General features: G+C 72.0%; 12 protein-coding genes. 9 read left to right on the top strand and 3 right to left on the bottom strand.

Going from position 1 to position 17,022, the window contains the following annotated elements:
• Window positions 1-8 precede the first annotated feature (8 nt).
• The 8 genes from ACH4DX_RS11500 (at window position 9) to moeZ (ending at window position 9,859) form a co-directional block, all read left to right on the top strand.
• On the top strand, window positions 9-1,739 hold the full coding sequence (locus ACH4DX_RS11500; protein WP_398154928.1) for an ABC transporter substrate-binding protein: 1,731 nt from the start codon (window positions 9-11) through the stop codon (window positions 1,737-1,739).
• A 21-nt stretch (window positions 1,740-1,760) separates the two neighbouring features.
• Window positions 1,761-2,759 carry an ABC transporter permease gene (locus ACH4DX_RS11495; protein ID WP_398154927.1) on the top strand — a complete coding sequence of 333 codons (999 nt, stop codon included), beginning with the start codon at window positions 1,761-1,763 and terminating at the stop codon, window positions 2,757-2,759.
• A complete protein-coding gene (locus ACH4DX_RS11490; protein WP_398154926.1) occupies window positions 2,756-3,832 on the top strand; it encodes an ABC transporter permease in 1,077 nt (358 codons plus the stop codon). The genes ACH4DX_RS11495 and ACH4DX_RS11490 overlap by 4 nt, the downstream gene beginning before the upstream one ends.
• Entirely contained in the window at window positions 3,829-5,493 is a 1,665-nt protein-coding gene (locus tag ACH4DX_RS11485) for a dipeptide ABC transporter ATP-binding protein (RefSeq protein WP_398154925.1), read from the top strand. Before ACH4DX_RS11490 ends, ACH4DX_RS11485 begins: the two co-directional genes overlap by 4 nt.
• Before the next feature lie 770 nt (window positions 5,494-6,263).
• Window positions 6,264-6,803: a hypothetical protein gene (locus ACH4DX_RS11480; RefSeq protein ID WP_398154924.1), complete on the top strand. Its 540-nt coding sequence runs from the start codon at window positions 6,264-6,266 to the stop codon at window positions 6,801-6,803.
• A 57-nt stretch (window positions 6,804-6,860) separates the two neighbouring features.
• On the top strand, window positions 6,861-7,814 hold the full coding sequence (locus ACH4DX_RS11475) for an NAD-dependent epimerase/dehydratase family protein (protein WP_398120359.1): 954 nt from the start codon (window positions 6,861-6,863) through the stop codon (window positions 7,812-7,814).
• On the top strand, window positions 7,802-8,581 hold the full coding sequence (locus tag ACH4DX_RS11470) for a spherulation-specific family 4 protein (protein WP_398154923.1): 780 nt from the start codon (window positions 7,802-7,804) through the stop codon (window positions 8,579-8,581). The genes ACH4DX_RS11475 and ACH4DX_RS11470 overlap by 13 nt, the downstream gene beginning before the upstream one ends.
• A 99-nt stretch (window positions 8,582-8,680) precedes the next feature.
• Window positions 8,681-9,859 carry an adenylyltransferase/sulfurtransferase MoeZ gene (moeZ, locus tag ACH4DX_RS11465; protein ID WP_398120362.1) on the top strand — a complete coding sequence of 393 codons (1,179 nt, stop codon included), beginning with the start codon at window positions 8,681-8,683 and terminating at the stop codon, window positions 9,857-9,859.
• A gap of 189 nt (window positions 9,860-10,048) precedes the next feature.
• On the opposite strand, the gene ACH4DX_RS11460 is transcribed toward moeZ, so the two are convergent.
• The 3 genes from ACH4DX_RS11460 to ACH4DX_RS11450 all read right to left on the bottom strand — a co-directional run bounded on the left by ACH4DX_RS11460 (window position 10,049) and on the right by ACH4DX_RS11450 (window position 16,260).
• Window positions 10,049-11,617 (bottom strand): alpha/beta hydrolase, encoded by a 1,569-nt coding sequence (locus ACH4DX_RS11460; protein ID WP_398154922.1) that lies wholly within the window; start codon window positions 11,615-11,617, stop codon window positions 10,049-10,051.
• A 99-nt stretch (window positions 11,618-11,716) separates the two neighbouring features.
• Window positions 11,717-13,267: an alpha/beta hydrolase gene (locus tag ACH4DX_RS11455; RefSeq protein ID WP_398154921.1), complete on the bottom strand. Its 1,551-nt coding sequence runs from the start codon at window positions 13,265-13,267 to the stop codon at window positions 11,717-11,719.
• Window positions 13,268-13,302: 35 nt separating this feature from the next.
• The gene (locus ACH4DX_RS11450) at window positions 13,303-16,260 is read right to left on the bottom strand and encodes a lysylphosphatidylglycerol synthase domain-containing protein (RefSeq protein ID WP_398154920.1); all 2,958 of its coding nucleotides are present in this window, start codon (window positions 16,258-16,260) and stop codon (window positions 13,303-13,305) included.
• A 164-nt stretch (window positions 16,261-16,424) separates the two neighbouring features.
• Here ACH4DX_RS11450 and ACH4DX_RS11445 point away from each other — a divergent pair, with 164 nt between their 5' ends.
• Window positions 16,425-16,862: an MGMT family protein gene (locus tag ACH4DX_RS11445; RefSeq protein WP_398154919.1), complete on the top strand. Its 438-nt coding sequence runs from the start codon at window positions 16,425-16,427 to the stop codon at window positions 16,860-16,862.
• Window positions 16,863-17,022: the final 160 nt, after the last annotated feature.

Here is a 17,022-nt window from a genome sequence, read left to right as displayed (position 1 = left end):
GCACTCCGATGCGCCGTCTGCGTCGTCCCACGTCCGTCATATCCCGCCGCACGGCTGCGGCGTCCGCCGCCCTGGTCGTCCTGGCCGCGGGCGCCGCCGCCTGCGCGGGTCCCGAGGACAAGAGCGAGGCGGGCGGCGACGGCAAGCCCCGCAAGGGCGGCACCCTCACGGTCCTCAACAGGGAACCCCAGAGCGACTTCGACCCGGCGCGCCTGTACACCTCCGGCGGCGGCAACGTGCCGAGCCTCGTCTTCCGCACCCTGACCACCCGCAACCGCGAGGACGGCGCCGCTGGCGCCAAGGTCGTCCCGGACCTCGCCGAGAGCCTCGGCAAGCCCAGCGAGAACGCCACGGTGTGGACGTACACCCTGAAGAAGGGCCTCAAGTTCGAGGACGGCACACCGGTCACGACCAAGGACATCAAGTACGGCATCGAGCGTTCCTTCGCCGCCGAACTGTCCGGCGGCGCGCCCTTCCTGCGGGACTGGCTCATCGGCGGCGACAAGTACCAGGGCCCCTACAAGGACAAGAAGGGCCTGGACTCCGTGGAGACCCCGGACGACCGCACGATCGTCTTCCGGCTGAACAAGCCCGTCGGCGACTTCGACTACGTGGCCACGCAGACGTCGTTCGCCCCCGTGCCGAAGGCCAAGGACAAGGGCACCAAGTACGAGGAGCACCCGGCCTCGACCGGCCCGTACAAGGTCGTCAAGAACACGAACGACGGCGAGCGGCTGCAACTGGAGCGCAACCCGCACTGGTCCGCGGCGACGGACGCCGAGCGCAAGGCGTACCCGGACAGGATCGACGTACGGTCGGGCCTCAACTCGTCCGTCGTCAACCAGCGGCTCTCCGCGAGCCAGGGCGCCGACGCCGCCGCCGTCACCACCGACACCAATCTCGGGCCCGCCGAACTCGCCAAGGTCAGCGGCGACAAGAAGCTCGCCGCGCAGGTCGGCACCGGCCACTTCGGCTACACCAACTACCTCGCCTTCAACCCGAAGGTGAAGCCGTTCAACGACCCCCAGGTCCGCAAGGCCATCGCTTACGCCGTCGACCGCACCTCGGTCGTCAACGCCGCGGGCGGGTCCTCGCTCGCCGAGCCCGCCACCACGTTCCTGCCGAACCAGAAGCCCTTCGGGTACACGAAGTTCGACCACTTCCCCGCGGGCGCGTCCGGCAACCCGGACAAGGCCAGGGAGCTCCTGAAGGCCGCCGGCCACAAGGACGGCCCGACCATCACGCTCACCCACTCCAACGCCAAGAACTTCGAGACGGGACCCGAGATCGCCACGGCCCTCCAGGACGCCCTGAAGAAGGCCGGTTTCACCGTCAAGCTCCAGGGCCTCGAGGACAACGACTACGAGGACAAGGTCCACGACGCCAAGGACGAGCCCGGTCTGTTCCTCGCCCACTGGGGCGCCGACTGGCCCTCCGGCGGACCGTTCCTCTCACCGATCTTCGACGGCCGACAGATCGTCAATGATGGATACAACTTCAACTCCAGCTTCCACAATGACAAGACGATCAATGCGGAGATTGACTCGATCAACAAGTTGACCGATCACGACGAGGCCGCCAAGAGGTGGGGGGCTCTTGACAAGAAGATCGGCGCCAAGGCCCTCAACGTGCCGCTGTTCCACCCCGTCTACAAGCGCCTGTACGGCAAGGACGTCAAGAACGTCGTGATCAGTGACTGGACGGGCGTCCTCGACGTCTCCCAGGTCGCGGTCAAGTAGGGCCGGTCGGGTCAACCTGTCATGACTGAGGCCCTGTTGGCCTCGGAGACCCAGGGGGTGGGCGCCGCCACGGCGCCCGCCCCCGTCTCCGGAGCCCGTCAGTTCTGGCGGCGGCTGCGCACGCAGCGCGCCGCCCTCGTCGCGGCGGCAGTCGTCGCCCTGCTCGTCCTGGTGGCGCTCGCCGCGCCCCTGTTCACAGCCATCGAAGGCCAGGACCCCACCTCGTACCACCCCGGGCTCGTGGACTCCGCACGTGGCGGGGTGCCCGTCGGGCCGCTCGGCGGGATCAGCTCCGAGCACTGGCTCGGCGTCGAACCGCAGACCGGCCGGGACCTGTTCGCACGGCTCGTGTACGGCGCCCGCGTGTCCCTCGGTGTCGCCCTCGCGGCGACCCTCCTCCAGGTCGCGATCGGCGTCACCGTGGGGCTCGTCGGCGGTCTCGGCGGCCGCTGGCTCGACCAGGCGCTCAGCCGCGCCACCGACGTGATGGTGGCGCTGCCCCTGATGGTCCTCGCGCTCGCGCTGCTCGCCGTGGTGCCGGGCGGCTTCCCGCGGCCGGTGCTCGTCGCCCTCGTCATCGGGTTCGTGGGCTGGGGCGGCGTGGCAAAGGTGGTGCGCGCACGGACCATCTCGCTGAAGTCGCTCGACCATGTGGCCGCGGCCCGGCTCAGCGGCTGGGGCGGCGTCCGCATCGCCCGCCGCGAGCTGCTGCCCGCGCTCGCCGCGCCCGTCATCACGTACGCCGCGCTGCTCGTCCCCACCAACATCACCGTCGAGGCGGCCCTGTCCTTCCTCGGCGTCGGCGTCAAACCGCCCACCGCGTCCTGGGGCCAGATGCTCACGTCGGCCGACGTCTGGTACCAGGCAGCACCGCAGTACCTGCTGCTGCCCGCCGCCGCGCTGTTCGTGACCGTGCTCGCGCTCACCGTCCTCGGTGACGGCGTGCGCACCGCGCTCGACCCGCGGGCGGCCTCCCGGCTGCGCATCGGCACCCGCCGCAAGCGGGAGGACGGCTCATGACCACGACCACCCCTGCCGCCGTGCAGCCCCGCGCCATCGACCGCGCGCTCACCCGCGGGCTCGGCGGCCTGCTCGGCGGCGGCTTCACCGGCTTCGTCCTGCGCCGGATCCTCGGCGCCGTCGTCACCCTCCTCGTGCTCTCCGTCGTCATCTACGCCGTCTTCTACATCGCGCCCGGCGACGTCGCGCAGATCACCTGCGGCCCGCGCTGCTCGCCCGCGCAGGTGCAGCAGGTCTCCGAGCAGCTCAAGCTGGACGACCCGATCCACGTGCGCTACCTGGACTTCCTGCGCGGCCTTCTCGTCGGCCAGGACTACTCGACCGGTACCGGCGTGCTGCACTGCGACGCGCCCTGCCTCGGCCTGTCGTACCAGACCGACCAGCAGGTCACCGACCTGATCCTGAACAAGCTGCCCGTCACCGGCTCGCTCGCGATCGGCGCCATGGTGCTGTGGCTGATCCTCGGCGTCGGCACCGGTGTGCTGTCCGCCTGGCGCCGCGGCCGCGCCACCGAGCGCGTCCTGACCGCGGTGACCCTCGCCGGTACGGCCACGCCCGTGTTCGTCATCGGCCTGCTCCTGATGATCCTCATCTGCGGCAAGCTGCAATGGCTGCCGTTCCCGCAGTACGTGCCGTTCACCGACGACCCGCAGCAGTGGGCGTGGAACCTGCTCCTGCCCTGGGTGTCGCTCGCTCTCATCGAGGCCGCCAAGTACGCCCGCCTCACGCGCTCGTCGATGCTGGAGACGCTCGCCGACGACCATGTGCGGACCTTCCGCGCGTACGGTGTCCGCGAGCGCTCCATCGTCGGCAGACACGCCCTGCGCGGCGCGCTCGCCCCCGTCATCGCGCTCAGCGCCAACGACTTCGGGTCGATGTTCGGCGGCGCCATGCTCACCGAGACGCTGTTCGGCCTGCCCGGCCTCGGGCGCGAACTCGTACAGGCCGTACGGGTCGTCGACCTGCCGGTGGTCGTCGGCATGGTCCTCGTCACCGGCTTCTTCGTGGTACTCGCCAACACCGTCGCGGACGTCCTGTACGCGGTGGCCGACCGACGGGTGGTGCTGTCATGAGCCTCGTACAAGTCGAGGACCTGAGTGTCGGGTTCGGTGCCGTACGCGCGGTGGACTCGGTCTCCTTCACGCTGGCGCCGGGCGCCGCGCTCGGCCTCGTCGGCGAGTCGGGCTCCGGCAAGTCGACCGTCGCCGCCGCCCTGCTCGGTCTGCACCGGGACACCGGCGCCCGGGTGACGGGGTCCGTGCGGGTCGGCGGCGTGGACGTGGCGACGGCCGGGGACGACGCACTGCGGCGGCTGCGCGGCGGGGTCGCCGCCATGGTCTTCCAGGACCCGCTGTCCGCGCTCGACCCCTACTTCGCCGTGGGCGACCAGATCGCCGAGGTCTACCGCGCGCACTCCGGCGCCTCGCGGCGGGCGGCCCGCGCCCGCGCCGTCGACGTGCTCGGCCGGGTCGGGATCCCGGACGCCGCCCGCCGCGCCCGCTCGCGGCCGCACGAGTTCAGCGGCGGCATGCGCCAGCGCGCCCTGATCGCCATGGCGCTGGCCTGCGAGCCGGACCTCCTCGTCGCCGACGAACCCACGACCGCCCTCGACGTCACCGTGCAGGCCCAGATCCTCGACCTGCTGCACGCGCTGCGCGAGGAGACCGGCATGGGCCTGCTCCTGGTCACCCACGACGTCGGCGTCGCCGCGGAGAGCGTGGACGACGTGCTCGTCATGCGGGACGGGCGCGTGGTGGAGCGCGGAGGCGTCGTCCAGGTGCTCGGGGCCCCGCGGGAGGCGTACACCAGGGAGCTGCTGAGCGCGGTGCCGCGGGTGGACGGGGCGCGCGGGGGGCGCTCGGAGCCCGGTGACGCGGGGGGAGCGGCGGGTGCCGTCGTCGTCGAGGCCGAGGGGCTGCGGCGTGTGTTCGGCCGCGGCAGGCGGGCCTTCGCCGCCGTCGACGGGGTCTCGCTCACGGTGCGCGCGGGCGAGACGCTCGGTGTCGTCGGTGAGAGCGGCAGCGGCAAGACGACCCTCGGCCGGATGCTCGTGGGCCTCCTGGAGCCGACGTCCGGGCAGCTCCGCCACGGGGGTGCGGAGAAGTCCGGCAAGGGCGTGGTGCCGGGGGTGCAGATGGTGTTCCAGGACCCCGTCTCCTCGCTCAACCCGCGGCGTTCCGTCGGCGAGTCGATCGCCGATCCGCTGCGGGCGCGGGGCGACCGCGACGAGGACGCGATCCGGACCCGGGTGCGCGACCTGATGGCGCGCGTCGGCCTGGACGCCGCCCACTACGACCGCTACCCGCACGAGTTCAGCGGTGGCCAGCGCCAGCGCGTCGGCATCGCCCGCGCGCTCGCCGCCGACCCGCGGCTCATCGTCTGCGACGAACCGGTCTCCGCCCTCGACGTCACCACCCAGGCGCAGGTCACGGCCCTCCTCGCCGAGCTGCAACGGGAACTCGGGCTCGCCCTGGTCTTCGTCGCGCACGACCTGGCGGTGGTCCGCCAGGTCAGCGACCGGGTCGCGGTGATGCGGAACGGGCGGATCGTCGAACAGGGATCGGTGGACGAGGTGTACGGATCTCCCCAGGACCCGTACACCCGGCAACTGCTCGCCGCGGTGCCCGCCCTGGATCCGGCGGTCGCCGCGGAGCGGCGCGCGGCGCGCGCGGCCGGTGCGCACGCGGTGCGCGAAGGCGGCGGCGCCGCCGGCAAGGAGCTGGCCGCAGCGTGACGTTCCGTACATACGGGTGTGACGGCTTGGGAGGAAATGCGGCTTTTCTACCACTATCGTCCTGACCTGACCCCGCCATAGCGCGACGGAACGCTACCTACACCCAGAAGTTACGGCGCTTCACCCCTTCTGGTGGCGCGATGGACAACCGTCCGTCGCGCCACCGCCATGTCCGCATACCTTCGTCCCGCTGCGAGCCGCCGACCCGACGGCGGCTCCCCACAGGGGAGAACGGGGGTGCACACGTGCGCACAGGATTGCTTACGGAGGGTGGCCATCCGTATGGGGGCGGTGCGTCCGTGCTCCGGTGCGACCGGCTCGTGCGCGGGCTCGGGGAGCGCGAGTGCGATGTGTACCCGCTGGGCCGGAGCGGGCGGCGGGGGGCGCGGGGGTTCGGCATCCGCTCAGGATTCGGGCTGGGCTCCGGGGTCGGCTCCGACGAGTTGGCGGACCGTTTCGGCAGTTCGCTGTACGGGCTCGCCAAGTTGGCACGTGTCCTGCCCCGTGACGCCGGTGGCCCGGCGGGCTCGCTGCGGTCCGAAGTCGCTGGGTGGGCCCTGGAGAAGGCTTGCCGCGTGCAGGGCCGCCGCGTGCAGGGTCGCGCGCCGGGCGCACGTAGGGCCGCGCGCGCCGCCGGGGTGCTTGACCTGCTTGGTGCTGGGCCTTGTGCTGTTCCTTGTGCGGGTGCGGGTGCGGGTGCGGGTGCGGGTGCGTGTGGCGGAGCGGGCGCGGACGCGCAGGCCGGTGCCGGTGGTGAGCCGGGGCTCGCGGTGCCCGTGCGTGCGCTGATCGAGGCCATCCAGGCCAGGCTCGCCAACGAGCGGTACCGGCAGGCCACCGTCATCACCTCGGGCAACGCGCACGCGACCTCGGGCAACGCGTACGCGACCTCGGGCAACGCGCACGCGCGCCGCTGGCAGGAACGGTGCGGCGCGGACCGGACCGAGCCGCGCACGGTCCCTCCGGGCCCGCCTTCGAGCCGCTCCGGCGAGGTCGGTGAGCGCGAGCGCCCCGCGATGCTCTGCGGACGCGCGACGGTCCCGACGGGCGTCGGCGCGGTAGTGGAGATCATCGGTGGCACCGGTCTCGTGGTGCCGCCGCGCAATCCGCGGGCGCTCGCGCAGGCGTGCGTGGCGCCGCTGCGCGACCCCGGGCGCCGTGCACGCCCGGGTGCGGCGGCGCGGGCCGCCCTCAGACACCTTCACGCCCCGGCCCCCGCCGTGCCGCCCCGTGCGTCCGCCGAGCCCGCCGAGCCCGGCGGGGACCTTCCCGCTCCGTCCGTCCCTTCCTCGAACACGGCAACATCCTGAAGGAGAAACGCAGATGACCACCCCCAGCCTCCGAGCGAGTGTCCCAGGAGCCGCCCGATGAGGGTGCTGCTGATCGGAGCCAACGGATACCTCGGCCGGTTCGTCGCGGACCGGCTGCTCGCCGACCCGGCGGTGCAGCTCACCGCCCTCGGACGGGGCGACGACTCCGACGTACGGTTCGACCTCGCGAACGGCAGTCCCGGGGCGCTCACCCGCTTCCTGGACGCCGTGCACCCGGGCGTCGTCATCAACTGCGCCGGCGCCACCCGCGGCGGTGCCCGCGACCTCACCCGGCACAACACCGTCGCCGTCGCCACCATCTGCGAGGCCCTGCGCCGCAGCGGCTGCGGTGCCCGCCTGGTGCAGCTCGGCTGCGGCGCCGAGTACGGCCCGAGCCAGCCGGGATCGTCCACGGCCGAGGACGCCGTACCCCGCCCCGGCGGCCCGTACGGCGTCAGCAAGCTCGCCGCCACCGAACTCGTCCTCGGCTCCGGCCTCGACGCCGTCGTCCTGCGGGTGTTCTCACCCGCAGGACCCGGCACCCCCGCGGGCTCGCCGCTCGGCCGGCTCGCCGAGGCCATGCGGCGCGCCATGCAGGCAGGCGACGGCGAGCTCAAACTCGGCGGACTCGGCGTCCAACGGGACTTCATCGACGTACGCGACATCGCCCGCGCCGTGCACGCCGCCTCGCTGTCGGCTGCCCAGGGCGTCGTCAACATCGGCTCGGGGCGTGCCGTGCGGCTGCGGGACGCGGCGGCCGTCCTCGCCCGTGTCGCCGGCTACGGCGGCGCCCTGCACGAACTCGACCAACCCGCGGGGCGGCCCGTCATCGGCCACCCCCGCCCCGACCCCGACCACGTGGCGCCGACCGCCTACCCGTACCCGGACGGCTGCGGCAGCTGGCAGCAGGCCGACGTGCGCACCGCGCGCGACCGGCTCGGCTGGCGGCCCCGCATCAACCTCGAGGAGTCCCTGGCCGACATCTGGATGGAGGCGGCATGCCGCATCTGAGCAGCGCGGCCACGGGCGCCGCGAGGACCGGCCTGCGCGTCGGGTTCGGCGTGCCCGGCTTCGCGCACCCCCTGCTCGCCACCACCGAATGGGCCGAACTCACCCGCCCGGGGACCCCGCTGCACTGGGTCGTCCTGAATGTCCACCACGGTCCGGGCGGCCGCCCCGACCAGCACTGCCTGGAGGCCGTCGGGCGGCTGCGGAACGCCGGGGTCCGTGTCCTCGGGCGGCTCGACCTGACGTACGGCGCCCGCTCCTGCGGTGAACTCGTCTCCGACGCCACCCGCTACCTCGACTGGTATCTCGTCGACGGGTTCTTCCTCGGCCGCTGCCCCACCGGGCGCACCGACCTGCCGGAGGTCGTGCGCACGGTGAGCACGTTGCGCGCGCTGCTCGGGGGCGCGCCCGGCGACGGTCACATCGTCCTCGGCCACGGCTCCCACCCCTGCCCCGGATACGCGGACGCCGCCGACCAGTTGGTGACCTTCGCCGGTCCCTGGAACCGGTACCGCTGGTCGCAGGTGGCCGAGTGGACCGCCGACCATCCGCCCGAACGCTTCTGCCACCTCGTCCACGGCGTGCCGCTCGGCCACCTCGACGAGGCCCTGCGCGTGGCCCGCTGGCAAGGCGCGTCCACGATCTACTTCACCGACCGCACCGACGGCACCGACCGCACCGACAGCGGCCCCACGGTCGACCCGTGGGAGTCCCTGCCCGGTTACTGGGACGAAATCGTCTCGCGCATCGGACCAGGTGTCTCGGAATGAAGGAGGCCGTGGCAGTGTTACCAGGAGAACAAGCGTCCCCCGGTCCGGCGCTGCCCGGACCGGGGGACTTCGATCGCACTTTCGACCAACGGAGTCCCCGTGTCGCTGCCACCCCTGGTCGAGCCAGCATCTGAGCTCACCGTCGACGAGGTCCGCAGGTACTCCCGCCACCTGATCATCCCGGACGTCGGGATGGACGGGCAGAAGCGGCTGAAGAACGCCAAGGTGCTCTGTGTGGGCGCCGGCGGCCTGGGGTCGCCGGCGTTGATGTACCTGGCGGCGGCGGGCGTCGGCACCCTCGGCATCGTGGAGTTCGACGAGGTCGACGAGTCGAACCTGCAACGCCAGATCATCCACAGCCAGGCCGACATCGGCCGTTCCAAGGCCGAGTCCGCCAAGGACTCGGTCCTCGGCATCAACCCGTACGTGAACGTGGTCCTTCACCAGGAGCGGCTCGAGGCCGACAACGTGATGGACATCTTCAGCCAGTACGACCTGATCGTCGACGGCACGGACAACTTCGCCACGCGCTACCTGGTCAACGACGCGTGCGTGCTGCTCGACAAGCCCTACGTGTGGGGCTCCATCTACCGCTTCGACGGCCAGGCCTCGGTGTTCTGGTCCGAGCACGGGCCGTGCTACCGCTGCCTGTACCCCGAGCCCCCGCCGCCCGGCATGGTGCCGTCCTGCGCCGAGGGCGGCGTGCTCGGCGTGCTGTGCGCGTCCATCGGCTCCATCCAGGTCAACGAGGCCATCAAGCTCCTCGCGGGCATCGGCGAGCCGCTCGTCGGCCGCCTGATGATCTACGACGCCCTGGAGATGCAGTACCGCCAGGTCAAGGTCCGCAAGGACCCGGACTGCGCCGTCTGCGGCGAGAACCCCACCGTCACCGAGCTCATCGACTACGAGGCCTTCTGCGGCGTCGTCTCCGAAGAGGCCCAGGAGGCGGCGGCCGGTTCGACGATCACTCCCAAGCAGCTCAAGGAGTGGATCGACGCCGACGAGAAGATCGAGATCATCGACGTCCGCGAGCTGAACGAGTACGAGATCGTCTCCATCCCGGGCGCCAAGCTGATCCCGAAGAACGAGTTCCTCATGGGCACCGCCCTGGAGTCGCTTCCGCAGGACAAGAAGATCGTCTTGCACTGCAAGACAGGTGTCCGCAGTGCGGAGGTCCTCGCCGTGCTCAAGTCCGCGGGCTTCGCGGACGCCGTGCACGTCGGCGGCGGAGTGATCGGCTGGGTCCACCAGATCGAGCCGGAGAAGCCGGTCTACTAGACGCGGCTCCGCGGCTCCGCGGCCTGCGGCTCCCGCACGCGGCTTCCCCGAGGCTCGATGCTTCCCTTGGCCCCGCTCACCTTCCGGTGGGCGGGGCCTTCGGCACTGCGGGACCTTCGGCACTCCGAGGCCTGCGGCGCCCCGGGGCCGGGGCCGGTCCGGGGCAGAACTCCCCGGCCGGGCCGGTGCTCAGGACTCGCAGACCTTGTTGTCCCCGGGGACCTTGCCGTCCAGGAGATAGCCGTTCACCGCGTCGTCGACGCAGTCGCTGCCATTGCCGTACGCCCCGTGGCCCTCGCCCTTCCAGGTCAGGTGCACACCGACGCCCTTGCCCAGCTCGTCCGCCATCTTCCGCGCGCCCTCGTACGGCGTGGCCGGGTCGCCGGTGTTGCCGACGACGAGGATCGGAGCGGCGCCGGGGGCGCTCACCTCCGGGGAGTCATGGAGCCCCTCGACCGGCCAGTTGTGGCACCAGCCCGCCGTGTCCCAGCCCATGAACGTGCCGAACACCGGCGATATCTCACGGAAGCGGTCGAGCCCCGCCTTGGCCTGCGCGGGCGTCGGCCGCTCCTTGGTGTCGCGGCAGGCGATCGCGCGCTGTGAGTGGCTCTGGGTGCTGTAACGCCCGGAGGCGTCGCGTTCGTTGTACGCGTCGGCCAGCTCGAGCAGGGCCGTACCGTCGCCCTTCTCGGCCTCCTCCAGGGCGTTGGTCAGGGCGGGCCAGGTCTGCTTGCTGTACAGCGTGACCGTTATGCCGGTCGTCGCCAGGGACTCGCTGAGCTTCCGCCCGGGGGTGTCCGTGCGCAGCGGCTCGGCGTCGATGCGGCGCAGCAGGTCGACGATCTTCTTCGTGCCTGCCTTCGGTTCCTGGCCGTTGGCCTTCAGGTAGTTCTCCAGGGCGCGCTGGAAGCCCCTGGCCTGGTTCTCGGCGTGGCCCACGGCTCCCGTTGTCGGGTCCACCACGGCGTCGAGCGTGAGGCGGCCGACCTTCTTGGGGAACAAGTGGGCGTACGTCCCGCCGAGTTCGGTGCCGTAGGAGATGCCGAAGTAGTGCAGCTTGCTGTCGCCGAGTACCTGGCGCAGCACGTCCATGTCGCGGGCGGCCTCCGCCGTGGAGAGGTGCGGGAGCAGCTTCTTCGCACTGCGCGCGCAGCCGGCGCCGAAGTCCGCGGCGTCCTTGAGATACGCGCGTTCCTCGGCCGGGGTGTCCGGGGTGGGGTCGGTGTTCTCCGCCGCCTGGGTCTGCTTGTCGCTGCGGCAGCGCACGCCCTCGCTGGCCGCGACCCCGCGCGGGTCGAAGCTCACCAGGTCGTAGCGCTCACGCAGCTTGGCGTACTGGTCGCCGAAGGACGGGAGCATGGAGACGCCGGAGCCGCCCGGGCCGCCGAAGTTGAACAGGAGCGAGCCGATGCGGTCGCCCTTGCCGGTGGACCTGGCGCGGATCAGCGCGATGCCGATCGTCTCCCCGTCGGGCTTCGCGTAGTCGAGCGGGACCTTGAGCGTCGTGCACTGCCAGGTGTCGCCCGGCGCCGCGTCCTCGCCCGAGGCCTCGCAGCGCCCCCAGTCGAGCTTCTGCGACGTGAGGGAGGCGGGCAGGGTGGACGAGGGGTCGGGCCGCGGCGCCGGGTCGGCCCCCGAGGGCCCGGGCCGCTTCGCGTCGTCCTTGTCGTCGTCCGAGGAGCCCCCGCATCCGACGGCGAGCCCGGCCACCAGGACCCCGGCGGCGGCCAGAGCTGCGGACCGTACGAAACGCGGCATGACGCTTCCCCCCTCACAAGACAGTCAGCCCATAGTAGGCACGGCCACTGACAACGGTTCGGGCGGGCGGAGCGCGCACACGGCGCGGGCGGTCCCCGCTCAGGCGCAGACGGTGCCCCTCCTCGGCACCGTGCCCTCCAGCAGGTATCCGTCCACGGCTCCGCGTACGCAGGTGTTCTCGCTGTCGTACGCCCCGTGCCCCTGGCCCTTGTACGTGAGCTCGACGCCGACGCCCGCACCGAGGGAGTCGGCCATCTTGCGTGCGCCCTCGTAGGGCGTGGCCGGGTCGCCGGTGTTGCCGATGACGAGGACGGGTGCCGCTCCGGGGGCGCGCACGTCGGGGCGGTCGGCGGCGCCTTCGACGGCCCAGTCGGTGCAGTTGACCATGCCCCACGCGAGGTAGTCGCCGAAGAGCGGGGATGCCTCGCGGAACTCGGGCAGCTTCGCCTCGACGTCGTCGGGCGTGTAACGGGGTCTGTCGTCGGCGCAGTTGATGGCGACGTTGGCGGCCTGGATGTTGCTGTACTCGCCGTCCTCGTTGCGTCCGTTCATCGAGTCGGAGAGGACCATGAGGATCTTGCCGTCACCGTCGTAGGCGTCCTCGAGGCCCTGCGTCAGATACGGCCAGAAGTCCTGGGAGTACAGGGCCTGGGCGATGCCGTTCGTCGCCGCCGTCTGTGTCAGCTCGCGCGGCGGCAGACCGGGCAGCGGCTTCCTGTCGAGGTCCTCCAGAAGACCCGCGATGCGCTTCTTCACGTCCTGTGCGCTGTCGCCGACGGGGCAGTCCTCCGCCTTCGAGACGCAGTCCTTCGCGAAGTTGTCGAGCGCTCGCTGAAACCCTCTCGCCTGCCCGAGCGAACCCTGCTCCGGTGTCTGCGTCGGGTCGACGACGGCGTCGAAGACCGCGCGGCCCACCTTCTTCGGGAACAAGTGCGCGTACACGCCCCCCAGTTCCGTGCCGTAGGAGATGCCGAAGTAGTACAGCTTGTCGTCGCCGAGCACCTGCCGCATCAGGTCCATGTCGCGGGCCGCGTCCGTGGTGCGCACATGGGGGAGCACCTTCTTGGAGTTCTTCTCGCACGCCTCGTTGAACTTCTTGACGTTGTCGATGAGCTTCGTCCGCTCGGCGCCGTCGTCGGGCGTCGCGTCCTGCTGGTAGTACGCGTCGAGCTGCTCGTCGTCCTCGCACTCCACGGCCTCGCTGCGGCCCACCCCGCGCGGATCGAAGCTCACCAGGTCGTAGCGGGTGCGCAGCTTCGCGTAGTCCGAGCCGAACGCGGGCAGCGAGGTCACGCCGGAGCCGCCGGGGCCGCCGAAGTTGAAGACGAGCGAGCCGATGCGCCTGTCCCGGTCGCTCGTCCGGGCGCGGATCAGCGCGATGTCCAGGGTGTCGCCTTTGGGCTCGTCCCAGTCGCGCGGTGCCTTCATGGTGGCGCACTGCCACTCGGCGCCGCCGGGCAACGGAGACGGGGCGTCGCCCCCGCCCTCCGCGGCGGACGGCGCCGGGCAGTCCTTCCAGCTGAGCTTCTGGTCCGCCGACGCCCCGTCCTCGCCCGCGCGGGAGCCGGAGTCCCCGCAGGCCGTGAGCGCGGCGGTCAGCAGGGCGGCGGTGGCGGCCAGGGCCTTGGCGCGCGGCGGGAGCTTGGGCATGGCTCCATCCTGCGGCGGGGGCCGTCAGGGCGCTCCTACAACAGCCCCTTACGGGTGAGGTGGTTGAAGAACAGCCAGCCGGGGAGCACCGGCAGCCACAGCGTGAGGAGCCGGTACAGGAGCACAGCGGGCGCCGCCACGTCCTTCGGCACGCCCACCGCGATCAGGCCGAGCGTCAGCGTCGCCTCCACCGCGCCGACGCCGCCCGGCGTGGGTGCCGCGGAGCCGAGGGCGTTGCCCGCGAGGAAGACCACGGCGACGCTTGCCAGGCTCAGCGTGCCCATCTCCTCGCTCGCGAAGGCCCGCACCGAGGCGTCGAGGCACAGCACGAACAGGAACGTCAGGAGCAGCATGCCGCCGATGCCGGTGAGCAGCTTCTGCGGCCGCTGGAGGACGTCGAGCATGCGCGGCACGACACCGGCGAACAGCGACCGCACGCGCGTGACGACGAATTTGCGCAGGAACGGGATGGCGGTCACCACCAGGACGAGGACCGCGACCGTGAGCAGGCCCGCGATGACCGTCCTCGACGGCGTCAGGGTCGGGGTCTTCTGCGTACCCGTGACATAGCCGAACACCAGCAGGAGCAGGATGTGCGAGCCGAGGCCGAAGAGCTGGGAGGCGCCGACGCTCGCCACCGCGAGCCCGGAGCGCACGCCCGAGCGCTGGAGGAAGCGGGTGTTCAGCGCGACACCGCCCACCGCCGCCGGTGCCACGATCTTCACGAACGACCCGGCGACCTGTGCGGACACGGCCCGCAGGAACGGCACCCGCTCCGGTACGAAGCCGAGCAGGCTCATGGCGGCGGCGAAGTAGCTCAGCGCCGAGAACGCCACGGCCGCGGCGACCCAGCCCCATTCGGCCTCTCCGAAGATGGTGCCGAACTCGACGTGCGTCAGCTGGGACAGCAGGAAGTAGGCCCCGAAGGCACCGGCGATGAAGCTGATCAGGGTGCGTGGCCTGATCCGCTCCAGCTGCGCGGGTTCCACGGGTGCCGTGGGCCGGATCAGGAGCACCTGGTGGCGGATCTGCGTGAGCAGGTCCTCCTCGCGCGCCTGTTCGAGCGCTTCGTCCATGGCCTGCTTCTCGGCCTGCTTCTCCGCCCGGTCGGCCTTGCGTGCGGCGACCACGGCCGCCTCTTCGGAGGCGCCGTCGGTCTCCTCGTCCGCCTCCGCGCGCGCGAGCTTCGCGCTCCGGGACGCCTCCAGGACCGCCTCGCGCTCCCGCTCGGCGCGCTCACGGGCCCGCTTGCGCAGCGTGCCGCGGGTGGAGCGGGTCAGGGCGATCGGCTGGAGCAGCGGCATGCAGTCCGCGACGGCGTCGGGGCCGAGGACGTCCACCGCGGTGGCGACGGCCCGCTCGGCGCCGACACGCAGGCCGAACGCCGTCAGGAGCTGGGCGATGTCCATGCGCAGGACGAGGTCGCCGGCCGCGATCTCACCGCCGCGCAGGTCGGTCAGGATGACCGTGCCGGAACGATCCACCAGGATCGCGTCCCCGGCCAGCCTGCGGTGCGCGATGCGCCGCGACTGGAGTGCCCTGACCTGCCGCCAGGTGTCGCGGAGCAGGTCGTCGGTGAGCGCCGTGTCCGGCAGCGAGTCCAGGGAACGGCCGCCCGTGTGCTCGTAGACGAGGATCACGGCGTCCGGGCCGAGCTCGGAGGTGGCGATCAGCTTCGGCGCGTTCGCCCCCGCGGCGATGGCCGCGTACGCGAGCAGGGCCTCCTGTTCGAGGGCCTGGCGCAGCGACTGGAGGCTGCGGCACTGGGTGATGCCGCGCAGCGTGAGCCTGCGCCACACGCGGTAGAAGAACCCCTGCGCCTGCTGTTCGCGGTCGATGACCGTGACGTCGAGGGGTGGTCCTTCCTCCAGCGTCACGAAGTACCGCCGACCGCGGTCGGTGCTCTGGTCGGACGCCTCACCGGTGTCCTCGCGGGCCGCGCTCACCGGTCGGAAGCCGACGTGCCGCAGGCCCGCGAGCAGCGTCTGGCCGGTGGGCCGCACATTCGGCGAGCCCACGGCGTACAGCGTGCCGTAGGCCACGGACCAGCCGATGAGGACCGTCAGGATGATCGAGAACGGTGTGGTGTTGCCCGAGACCAGCATGGTGAAGGCTTCGAGCAGCAGCACCACGAGCAGGACGACACGCCAGCGCGGCCTGCGGGACATGCCCACCGCGGTCATGTACGCGATGACCGGCGCGAGGTAGCCGTGCACGGGGTCGGTGAGCGAGTTGACGTCGCCGGGCGACGGCTGGGTGAGCGCGTCCTGGATGGATCCGGGCGCGGCTTTGGCGACCCACAGGTCGGTGGCCAGTGTCACGCCGTGCGCGAGGACGGCGGCGAGCACGCCGTCGGCGATGCGCAGGCCGTCCCTCTTGATCAGGCGCTCGATGGCGAACGCCACCGGGACGAGCAGCACCCCGATGCTCGCGGTGAGTCCCGCCAGCTTCATCAGCAGGTCCGGTGGCTCACCCGTGCCCGCGTTGATGTCCTGTTCCAGGCCCGACGTGGTGCCGTGGGCGAACGCGGAGATCGCGAGCAGCACGGCGATCGCCAGGATGCCGACGAGCAGCCGCATGAGGTCGGAGGGGCGGTGCACGCGCGCGGGGAGGAGGGGTTCGTCGCCCTCCACGCGTTCGGAGTGCGCGTCCTCTTCTTCGTCGCCGCAGGGGGCGGGAGTGGCTTCGCCGGGGGCCGTGAGGTCGGCGCCAGGCTCGGGGGCGGGGTCGGTGCGAGCCGTGTCCGGCTCGGGTCGGTCGGCGTCCGGGGCGGGTCGGTCCCTGTCCGCGTCGCGTCGGTCCGTGTCCGCGTCGGGTCGGTCGGCTTCCGGCTCGGACCGCTCCCCGGTGGTCTCCGGCTGCGGCGGCCGGTCGTCGTCCGGCTTCAGCGGGGGCTCACCGGTGCCGGGGCGTGCCGGGTCCGCAGGGGTGCCTGCCGTCTTGTCGGAATGCACGCCCTGCTGCTCCGTAGCCTCTTCTTGATCTCGTATCACCAGTCACCGCCCGCACGATGGTGGCATGCCCCGCTGATGGCGGGGGGCATCAGGGGGCTATCCGGGGGCGCGATACGGTCACGATTTGCCGCTTCGTCCCGTGTCGGGCGCCCCGTCGCACCCTCTGCCGGGAGGCAGCCGCGGTGTCGGTGCCATGCGGCAGGATGGTCAGGATGAGCGAGGAGAGCCGACCGGCACCGGAGCTGCCGGAGTACGCGGAACGGGTCCTGGACGTGGCGGAGCGCATCCCTCCGGGGCGGGTGATGACCTACGGAGACGTCGCCGAGTGGCTGGAGGAGGGCGGTCCCCGTCAGGTGGGCCGGGTGATGGCGCTCTACGGAAGCGCGGTGCCGTGGTGGCGCGTGGTCCGGTCGGACGGCGTGCTGCTGCCGGGACACGAACTGCGGGCCCTCGCGGAGTACCGCGCGGAGAGCACCCCGCTGCGGGAGGCGCACCGCACGGCCGAGGGGAGCCTGCCGCGCCTCGACATGCGCAGAGCGCGCTGGGACGGCGTGGCAGCGGATGTGCGCGGCGGAGGCGGGGTGAGCGGCGCGCCGGACACGGGCGGCGCGGCAGGTGCGGGACCGGAGGCTCACACCTGACAGTTCCCGAAGACTCGCACCTGACAGTTCCCGGAGGCTCGTACCTGACAGTTCCCGGAGGCTCGCATCTGACGGTTTCCGGAGGCTCACACCCGACAGTTTCCGCCGTACGGCGTCCCGGAGGCGGCCGGGTGGCCCGTCCGGAGGAAGCCACCCGTCC

Source organism: Streptomyces sp. NPDC017940 (assembly GCF_044328435.1).
In the GTDB taxonomy this organism is placed as follows: domain Bacteria; phylum Actinomycetota; class Actinomycetes; order Streptomycetales; family Streptomycetaceae; genus Streptomyces.
This window is presented reverse-complemented; position numbering and strand designations above follow the sequence as displayed.